The organism is Streptomyces sp. NRRL F-6676 (assembly GCF_000725625.1).
Lineage (GTDB): Bacteria > Actinomycetota > Actinomycetes > Streptomycetales > Streptomycetaceae > Streptomyces.
The window spans coordinates 62,726-72,683 of the sequence record NZ_JOHS01000047.1; the positions used below are offsets into that span (position 1 = coordinate 62,726).

Sequence of the window (9,958 nt, forward strand, 5' to 3'; positions counted from 1 at the left end):
GAGCGGAAACGCGGCGGGAGACCAGAAGGTTCCCGGTTCTCGCAGTTCTACACGCGAACCACCACAGTCCGTCAGCGGAAAACGGTGAACATCTCGTGTCCGCACCTCCCCGCGCACGGCACCGCCGCCCCGCGGGTCACTGCCGTCACGCTCCGCGCACCGCCACCGCCGCCCCTCGCGTCACTCCTCCGTCATTCCCCGCGCATCCACTGGTTCATCACCGACAGCAGGTGATCGGGGTCGACCGGCTTGGTGACGTAGTCCGAGGCGCCCGACTCGATGGCCTTCTCCCGGTCGCCCTTCATCGCCTTCGCCGTGAGAGCGACGATCGGCAGCCCGGCGAACTGCGGCATCCGGCGGATCGCGGTGGTCGTCGCGTAGCCGTCCATCTCCGGCATCATGATGTCCATCAGGACGACCGCCACGTCGTCGTGCTGCTCCAGGACCTCGATGCCCTCGCGCCCGTTCTCCGCGTACAGCACCGACAGCCCGTGCTGCTCCAGGACGCTGGTGAGCGCGAAGACGTTGCGGATGTCGTCGTCGACGATCAGCACCTTCTCGCCGTCGAACCGCACGGCCGGACCCGGCCGCGACCCCGCGTCCGGCTCCTCCACAGCGGTCCCGAACCCCTGGGAGCCCCCTTCCAGGGCCTGGCCGCGCTCCGCGGGCAGTGCGGCGGCCCGCTTCTCCTCCGCCGCCGCACGGCGGCGCCGGAAGAGGCCGGCGGTGCCGTTGGGCGCCTCCTGCGGCCTCCGCCCGGCCGGTGCCCGGGTGGCAGCCGTACCGCCAGCGGCCGGCCCCGCCTCGGAGGCGAGCAGCTCGCCGGGCTCCATGGCGGGCGCGAGCTGCGCGTACCCCTGGGGCGGCAGCTCGCTCGGGTGCAGCGGCAGGTACAGCGTGAACGTGGAACCGCGCCCCGGTTCGCTCTGCGCGTGGATCTCGCCGCCGAGCAGCCGGGCGATCTCACGGGAGATGGACAGCCCGAGCCCCGTGCCGCCGTACTTGCGGCTGGTCGTGCCGTCCGCCTGCTTGAACGCCTCGAAGATGACGCGCATCTTGCTGGCCGCGATCCCGATGCCGGTGTCGGTGACGGAGAACGCGATCATGTCGGCCTCCGGGTCGGCCAGCGAACCGGCCTCCAGGAGCTGCTCCCGGATCGCCTGGGGCACGTCCTGGCCGGCCGGACGGATCACCAGCTCGACCGCCCCGGAGTCGGTGAACTTCACCGCGTTCGACAGCAGGTTGCGCAACACCTGCAACAGCCGCTGCTCGTCGGTGTGCAGCGTGGCGGGCAGCTCCGGGGAGACCCGTACGGAGAAGTCCAGGCCCTTCTCCGCGGTCAGCGGCCGGAAAGTGGCCTCCACGTAGTCGACGAGCTGGACGAGCGCGATGCGCGTCGGGGAGACGTCCATCTTGCCCGCCTCGACCTTCGACAGGTCCAGGATGTCGTTGATCAGTTGCAGCAGGTCCGAGCCGGCGCCGTGGATGGTCTCGGCGAACTCCACCTGCTTCGGCGAGAGGTTGCCCTCGGCGTTGTCGGCGAGCAGCTTGGCCAGGATCAGCAGCGAGTTGAGCGGCGTGCGCAGCTCGTGCGACATGTTGGCCAGGAACTCGCTCTTGTAGCGCATGGAGACCGCGAGCTGTTCGGCGCGCTCCTCCAGCACCTGCCGGGCCTCCTCGATCTCGGTGTTCTTCACCTCGATGTCGCGGTTCTGCCGCGCCAGCAGCTCGGCCTTCTCCTCCAGTTCGGCGTTGGACGCCTGTAGCGCCTTCTGCCGCTGCTCCAGCTCCTCCGACCGCTCACGCAGCTGTTCGGTCAGCTCCTGGGACTGCTTCAGCAGCACCTCGGTCTTGGTGTTGACGGAGATGGTGTTGACGCTGGTCGCGATCATCTCGGCGATCTGGTTGAGGAAGTCGCGCTGGATCTCGGTGAACTTCGTGAAGGACGCCAGCTCGATCACCCCGAGCACGGTCCCCTCGAACAGCACCGGCAACACGATGACCTGCGCGGGCGGGGCGTCGCCGAGCCCGGAGGAGATCTTCAGGTAGCCGCTGGGCGCGTTCTCCACGAGGATCGTGCGCTTCTCCTGGGCGGCGGTCCCGATGAGCGCCTCACCGGGCCGGAACGACGTCGGCATGGAACCCATCGAATAGCCGTACGAGCCGAGCATCCGCAGTTCGTACGCGTCGCCGGTGCCGGCCTCCAGCTCCTTGGCGTCCCTGATGTCGCGCGCGTCCCGGGCATCCGCGCCGTCGACCAGCGGCATCCCCAGGAAGAACGCGCCGTGCTGCGCGGCGACCAGGGGCGGCAGCTCGCTCATGATGAGGGAGGCGACGTCCTCCAGGTCGCGGCGGCCCTGCATGAGGGCGGAGATGCGCGCCAGGTTGCCCTTGAGCCAGTCCTGCTCCTTGTTGGCGATCGTGGTGTCCCGCAGGTTGGCGATCATCTTGTTGATGTAGTCCTGAAGTTCCTGGATCTCGCCGGAGGCGTCCACGTCGATCTTCAGGTTGAGGTCGCCCCGGGTCACCGCGGTGGCCACGCGCGCGATGGCACGCACCTGCCGGGTCAGGTTCCCGGCCATCTCGTTGACCGACTCGGTCAGGTCCCGCCAGGTGCCGTCGACGTCCCTGACGCGCGCCTGGGCGCCCAGCTGCCCCTCGGTGCCCACCTCGCGGGCCACCCTGGTGACCTCGTCGGCGAACGAGGAGAGCTGGTCGACCATCGTGTTGATGGTCGTCTTCAGCTCGAGGATCTCGCCGCGGGCGTCGATGTCGATCTTCTTGGTGAGGTCGCCCTTGGCGATGGCGGTGGTGACCATGGCGATGTTGCGCACCTGACCGGTCAGGTTGGACGCCATCTGGTTCACCGACTCGGTGAGGTCCTTCCATGTGCCCGCCACGCCCGGCACCCGCGCCTGCCCGCCCAGGATGCCGTCCGTGCCCACCTCGCGGGCCACCTTGGTGACCTGGTCGGCGAACGAGCTCAGCGTCTTCACCATCGTGTTGAAGGTATCGGCGAGCTGGGCGACCTCGCCGCGCGCCTCGATCTTCACCGTGCGGGTCAGATCGCCGTTGGCGACGGCCGCCGCGACCTGGGAGATGTTGCGCACCTGCACGGTCAGGTTGTTGGCCATCAGGTTGACGTTGCCGCTGAGGTCCTTCCAGATGCCGGTGACCCCGGGCACGTGGGCCTGGCCGCCGAGGATGCCCTCGGTGCCCACCTCGCGCGCCACCCGCGTCACCTGCTCGGCGAACGAGGACAACTGGTCGACCATCGTGTTGACGGTGGTGACGAGCTCCAGGATCTCGCCCTTGGCATCGACGGTGATCTTCTTCGACAGATCGCCCTTGGCGACCGCCGTCGTCACCTCGGCGATGTTCCTCACCTGGATGGTGAGGTTGTTCGCCATGAAGTTGACGGACTGGGTGAGGTCCTTCCAGGTACCGGAGACCCCCTGCACCTCCGCCTGACCACCCAGGATGCCCTCGGTGCCCACCTCACGGGCCACCCGGGTCACCTGCTCGGCGAAGTTGGAGAGCTGGTCGACCATCGTGTTCAGCGTGTTCTTGAGCTCGAGGATCTCCCCGCGCGCGTCCACGTCGATCTTCTGCGACAGATCACCGCGCGCCACGGCGGTGGCGACCTGCGCGATGTTGCGGACCTGGGCGGTGAGGTTGCCCGCCATGCCGTTCACGGAGTCGGTGAGGTCCCGCCACACGCCCGCGACGCCGGGGACCTGCGCCTGCCCGCCCAGGCGGCCCTCGGTGCCCACCTCACGGGCCACCCGGGTCACCTGGTCGGCGAAGGCGGACAGCTGGTCCACCATCGTGTTGATGGTGTTCTTGAGCTCGAGGATCTCCCCGCGCGCGTCCACGTCGATCTTCTGCGACAGATCACCGCGCGCCACCGCCGTCGTCACCTGGGCGATCTGCCGCACCTGGGAGGTCAGGTTGCCCGCCATGAAGTTGACGGAGTCCGTGAGCTCCTTCCAGGTGCCCGACACGCCGTCCACGCGCGCCTGACCGCCGAGGCGCCCCTCCGTGCCCACGTCCCGGGCCATCCGCGTCACCTGGTCGGCGAAGGAGGAGAGCTGGTCGACCATCGTGTTGACGGTGTTCTTCAGCTCCAGCATCTCGCCGGCCACGTCCACCGTGACCTTCTGCGACAGATCGCCGTTGGCCACCGCCGTCGTCACCGTGGCGATGTTCCTCACCTGTCCGGTGAGGTTCCGGAACGCCGTGTTGACGGAGTCCGTCAGGTCCTTCCACGTTCCGGCGACCCCCGGCACCTGCGCCTGACCGCCCAGCTTGCCCTCGACGCCGACCTCGCGCGCGACCCGCGTCACCTCGGCACCGAACGAGGAGAGCTGGTCCACCATCCCGTTGACGGTGTTCTTCAGCTCCAGCATCTCCCCGGCCACGTCCACCGTGACCTTCTGCGACAGATCACCGCTGGCCACCGCCGTCGTCACCGCGGCGATGTCCCGCACCTGCGTCGTCAGGTTCCGGAACACCGTGTTGACGGAGTCCGTCAGGTCCTTCCACGTCCCCGCCGCGCCCGGCACGTTCGCCTGGCCGCCCAGCTGCCCCCCGGCGCCCACCTCGTTGGCCACGCGGGTGACCTCGTCGGCGAAGGTCCGCAGCGTCAGCGTCATCTGGTTGATCGTGTCGGCCAGCTGCGCCACCTCACCGCGCGCGCTCACCGTCACCTTCCGCGACAGGTCACCGTTGGCGACCGCCGTGGTCACCTCCGCGATCCCGCGCACCTGGGCCGTCAGATTGCCGGCCATCAGGTTCACCGAATCGGTGAGGTCCTTCCACACCCCGGCCACGCCCGGCACCTGCGCCTGACCGCCGAGCTCGCCCTCGACACCGACCTCGCGCGCGACCCGCGTCACCTCGGAGGAGAACGAGGAGAGCTGGTCGACCATCGTGTTGACGGTCTCCTTCAGCTCCAGCATCTCGCCGGCCACGTGCACGGTGACCTTGCGCGACAGATCGCCCTTGGCGACCGCCGTCGTCACCAGCGCGATGTCCCGCACCTGCGCGGTGAGCCGGTACGCCATCGTGTTGACGGAGTCCGTCAGGTCCTTCCACGAACCCGACATCCCGCGCACCCGGGCCTGCCCGCCCAGCTTGCCCTCCGTGCCGACCTCACTGGCCACGCGCGTGACCTCGTCGGTGAACGTCGACAACTGGTCGACCAGGTTGTTGACCGTGCGGCCCACCTTGAGGAACTCGCCCCGCAGCGGCGCACCGTTCCCGCCGCTCTCCGGGGCCGGCGTCCGCAGGTCCATCCGGGGCGACAGATCGCCCTCCGCCACCGCGGTGAGCACCCGGCCGACCTCGGAGACGGGCCGTACGAGATCGTCGACAAGGGCGTTGGAGTTGTCGATCGCGGTCGCCCAGGAACCCTCGCAGGCGCCCGTCTCCAGCCGCTCCGTGAGCTTGCCCTCGCGCCCCACGACCCGCCGGACCCGCGTCAGCTCACCGGTCAGATGCAGATTGCGGTCCGCGACCTCGTTGAAGACGGCGGAGATCTCCGCCATCACGTCGTCGCCCGTGACGGTCAGCCGCCTGCGGAAGTTCCCGTCCCGCATGGCCGCGAGCGCGGCCAGCAGCCGGTGCAGGGCCGCCGTGTCCACCTCGGTGATACCACCGCGCGAGCGCCCGTTGCCCAGGGACTGTCCGCCTTTCGCGCGCGTCTTCGCACTCCGCGTCGCTGCGCCAGACTCCACTGTGTCCCTCCCGCAGGGATCGACCGTTACTCGCGTGCTCGCTTGCTGCCGCCACCCGGCCGCCGGGCACTGCCGCGTGCTTCTGCCCGGTGCCGCGGAAGGCACTCGCCGTGTGCACGGACCTTCCTAGGAAGCCTGCCCAGTGTTTCACCCTGGCGCACCGGGGTGACGGGCCACGACCGTAACCCTAGGCCGCACTCCCCCGGCACCGCTCCGGGCGGGTCCGCTCCCGCACCGGCCGGACAGCGGCAATCCCTCCCGCCGGACGACAACCACGCAGGTCGCACACCTCCTCCCCACCCCCGCCCCACGCTCCTGCCCCGCTCAGAGGGCGCGCGAGGGGCGCGAGAAGGCGCGTGATGGCGCACTGGGCGCCACCCAGGTGTTCAGGGACGTGCCCACATGGGGATACCCCTGAACACGGAGCCAGTGCCCCCACTACCCTGTAGTGATCGAACCGGGGAATCGGGCATGGGAGCCAGGGGGCGCCGACACATGGGGAGTGCTGTGATCACCGCGCGCGCGGCCGCCAGCTTCGAGCCCGTCGGACGGTCGGTCGCGACCGCCCGGTCCTTCGTCCGCGACACCCTCCAGGGCTGGGGCTTCGCCGACATCGTCGACGACGCCGTGGTCCTCACCAGCGAACTCGTCACCAACGCCGTCGTCCACGCGGGCACCTCCGCCGACGTCCTGTGCCTGCGCACCGAGGACGGCGTCCGCGTCGAGGTCTCCGACCTCTACCCCGACCGCGAGGTCCCCGTCCAGAGCTCCGCGGTCTCCATGGGCAGCCCCGACCGCGAGGGCGGCCGCGGCCTCCAGCTCTGCGCCGCGCTCGCCACCCGCTGGGGCGTGGAGTACACCCCCACCCACAAGCAGGTCTGGTTCCAGCTCGACCTGCCCGAGCGCCCCGTCGGCACCCGCACCGCCGGCCCCGCGCTCCCCACCGATTTGCTCCCCCTCGCCGACGGCCGGGTCCGGGTCGCGGTCGTCCAGATCGACCGCACGGCGGCCATCACCGCGTGGAACGAGGACGCCGAGGAACTCTTCGGCTACGCCGCCGAACAGGTCATCGGCAAGCCCCTCACCGACCTGGCCGCCTGGCCGCACACCCCCGGCACCGGCACCGGCATCGCCGAGGCCCTGCGGCTCTCCCGCTGGGAGGGCAGCTACGGCATCCGGGCCACCACCGGCCGGGTGATCCCCGTCTACGCCTCCCACCTGCGCGTACGGGACACCGCGGGCGAGCCCTCCACCGTCTGCCTCCTGGTGCGCGACCACGAGCGCGCCGTCCTTCAGACCCCCCTGCGCAGCTCCGGCACCGAGACCACCACCTCCGCCGAGGGCCAGTCCGCCGACCCCTTCGAGGTCTTCATCGGCTCCCCCGCCCCCGACGACCTCGACGGCCTCCTCCAGCGCACGGTCGAACGCGCCCGCGACATGCTCGACGGTGACGCCGCCTTCCTCCTCCTGGCCACCGACGACGAGACGGAACTGGAGGTCCGCGCCTCCACCGGACTGCCCTCCGCGCGCCAGCGCTTCGCCCGCGTCCCCGTCGAGGCCGGCCCCGGCCGCTACGGCTCGGCCCGCATGCCCTCCGTCCACGACGACCTCGCCGCCGTGCCCGGCGCCGTCCCCCTGCTCGGCGGCACGGGCATGCGGTCGGTGATCACCGTCCCGCTCAAGGTCGAGGGCCGCCTCACCGGCTCCCTCGGCGTGGCCGCCGAGTCCCCCTCCCGCTATTCGAACGAGGAAGCGCTCAGACTCCAGTTCGCCGCCGACCGCATCGCCCTGGCCGTCGAATCGGCCCGCCTCGGCGAACTGGAACGCCTGCGCCGCGGCTCACTGAGCTTCCTCGTCGAAGCCTCCGACCTGCTGGCCGGCACCCTGGACCGCGACCAGACGCTCGCCCTGATGGCCCAGATGACGATTCCCACCCTCGCCAGCTGGTGCGCCGTCTACACCATCGCCGAACCGTCCTCCGAGCCCTACCTCTCCTACGTCCTGCACGAGGACGAGGACCGCATCGACGGCCTCAAGGCCCTGCTCGCCAAGATCCAGCCGCCCGAGCCCATCCCCACCCCCGGCGCCCGCGTCTGGACAGCCCCCGCCGAGGCCGCCCACCAGGCGGCCCTGCGCACCTCCATGCGCAGCCTGGGCCTCGGCGAACCGGCGACGGTCACCTCGGGCGTCGGTACGACACTGGCGACGGCCTCCGCGGTCGGCGGCGAGACCGTGGTGCTCCCCCTGGTGGCCCGCAACCGCGTCATCGGCATGCTGACGCTCGGCAAGCCCACGGACGAGCACTTCCGCCAGGAGATCCTGGAACTCGCCGAGGACCTCTCCCGCCGGGCCGCCCTGGCCCTGGACAACGCCCGCCTGTACTCCGAGCGCACGGCCATCAGCCAGTCCCTCCAGCGCAGCCTCCTCCCGCCGGAGCTGCCCACCATCGACGGCGTCGAGGTCGAGGTCATCTACCGCGCCGCCGGCGAGGGCAACGAGGTCGGCGGCGACTTCTACGACCTCTTCCCCATCCGCGACGGCGCCTACGGCTTCGCCATCGGCGACGTCTGCGGTACGGGACCGGAGGCGGCGGCGGTCACGGGCCTGGCCCGGCACGCCCTGCGGCTGCTGGCCCGCGAGGGCTTCGGCGGCCCGGCGGTCCTGGAGCGGCTCAACTCCGCGATCCTCGACGAGGGCGCCCGCAGCCGCTTCCTCACCCTGCTCTACGGCGAGCTGTGGCCGCAGGAGGACGGCAGTGCGGTACTGAAGGTCGTCTGCGCCGGCCACCCGCTGCCACTCCGCCTCCGCCAGGACGGCACGGTCGAACCGGCCGCAGAACCGCAGCCCCTGCTGGGCGTCATGGACGACCTGGAGCTGTACGAGGAGACGGTGACCCTGAACCCCGGCGACGTCCTGCTGTGCGTCACGGACGGCGTCACCGAACGCAGGGAAGGCACCCGCATGCTCGGCGACGACGGCCTCGCCGACGTCCTCACGGGCTGTACGGGCCTCACCGCCGGCGCGGTCGCCGCACGAGTGATGCGCGCGGTGGAGCGCTTCGCCTCCGCCGCCCCGTCGGACGACATGGCAATTCTCGCGATGCGCGTACCCGAGCCGCACCAGGCCTGAAGCGAGGACAGAAAAAAGGCCCCGCCCATTCGGGCGAGGCCTTCTTACCTTTTCCGCGAGCCCCCAAACGGAATCGAACCGTTGACCTTCTCCTTACCATGGAGACGCTCTACCGACTGAGCTATAGGGGCCTGTCACTTTTCGGGGTTTCCCCCGCGGCGACGAGAGAGATCATACCCCGAACAGATGACTGCTCCCAACCGCGCGCACGCACTGAGCAGCGCGTTCAGAAAGCGTGCTGAAGGAGCCCGCCGAGCGCGTTGCAGGCGGAGACAATTCGGTGCAGATCCCGCTTCGTCAGCGCCCCGTCGAGCGACAGCGCCAACGTCTCGTCGGCGGCCCGTTCGGTCTCCGGAAGATACACATCACGCCGGAAGGCGGGCATGCGGTGCACGGGCGTCTTCACCGGAACCCGGCAGTCGACTCCCCTGGCGCGTACCGCACGCGCGAAGGCGTCACGGTCCGGCCGTCCGTTCCCGGGCACCCGGACCACGTACTGCTGATACGTGTGGGCGGCACAGCCCTGCGGCGTCCGCACCCCCCGCAGCCGGCGGTCGAGATACGCGGCCCGTTCCCGGCGCTGCGGCAACTCCGCGTACGGCGTTTCGGATTCGCCCTGCTCCAGCACCAGGAGGCCGTGCCGCCGGCCGACCGCGTACATGGTGTCGAGCGGCGCCGGGTGACCGAAGCGGTGCACGGCGACCACGGCCGCCGTCCGCGGGCTCACCGCGGCCTCCACGGCGGCGGGGTCGAGGCAGTACGTGTCCGGATCTATGTCGGCGAAGACGGGCACGGCACCGGCCAGCAGTGCGGCCTCGGCCGGCTCGGCGTTGCCGAACGCCGGCACGATGACCTCGTCACCGGCGCGCACGCCGGCTGCCCTGAGCATTCCAGCAGTCCCCATGGCCCCGATCGTGCGGGGGTCAGATGAACGCCAAGTGACGGGAAACACAAAAGAGCGGGTCTCTGAACCGAAGTTCGGAAACCCGCTCTCTACAAGTATTGTTCGGCGGTGTCCTACTCTCCCACAGGGTCCCCCCTGCAGTACCATCGGCGCTGTAAGGCTTAGCTTCCGGGTTCGGAATGTAACC

General features: G+C 70.3%; 3 protein-coding genes, 1 tRNA gene and 1 rRNA gene. 1 reads left to right on the forward strand and 4 read right to left on the reverse strand.

Annotation, left to right across the window (positions count from 1 at the left end; genetic code table 11):
• Nucleotides 1-191 precede the first annotated feature (191 nt).
• The gene (locus IO29_RS24685) at nt 192-5,738 is read right to left on the reverse strand and encodes a HAMP domain-containing protein (RefSeq protein ID WP_106969872.1); all 5,547 of its coding nucleotides are present in this window, start codon (nt 5,736-5,738) and stop codon (nt 192-194) included.
• A gap of 471 nt (nt 5,739-6,209) precedes the next feature.
• Here IO29_RS24685 and IO29_RS24690 point away from each other — a divergent pair, with 471 nt between their 5' ends.
• Nucleotides 6,210-8,867 carry a SpoIIE family protein phosphatase gene (locus IO29_RS24690; protein ID WP_324608159.1) on the forward strand — a complete coding sequence of 886 codons (2,658 nt, stop codon included), beginning with the start codon at nt 6,210-6,212 and terminating at the stop codon, nt 8,865-8,867.
• Between the two features lie 58 nt (nt 8,868-8,925).
• Here IO29_RS24690 and IO29_RS24695 read toward each other — a convergent pair.
• From IO29_RS24695 to rrf, 3 genes are all read right to left on the reverse strand, one after another.
• Nucleotides 8,926-8,998 (reverse strand) — tRNA-Thr (locus IO29_RS24695).
• Between the two features lie 95 nt (nt 8,999-9,093).
• Nucleotides 9,094-9,756, reverse strand: a complete 663-nt coding sequence (locus IO29_RS24700; protein ID WP_030379491.1) for a DegT/DnrJ/EryC1/StrS family aminotransferase — start codon at nt 9,754-9,756, stop codon at nt 9,094-9,096.
• Nucleotides 9,757-9,871: 115 nt separating this feature from the next.
• Nucleotides 9,872-9,958 (reverse strand): 5S ribosomal RNA (gene rrf, locus IO29_RS35710); the annotation flags it as partial.

Coding starts and splice junctions, on each gene's coding strand:
- IO29_RS24690 (WP_324608159.1), top strand. CDS start 6,210: ATGGGAGCCAGGGGGCGCCGACACATGGGGAGTGCTGTGATCACCGCG.
- IO29_RS24700 (WP_030379491.1), bottom strand. CDS start 9,756: ATGCTCAGGGCAGCCGGCGTGCGCGCCGGTGACGAGGTCATCGTGCCG.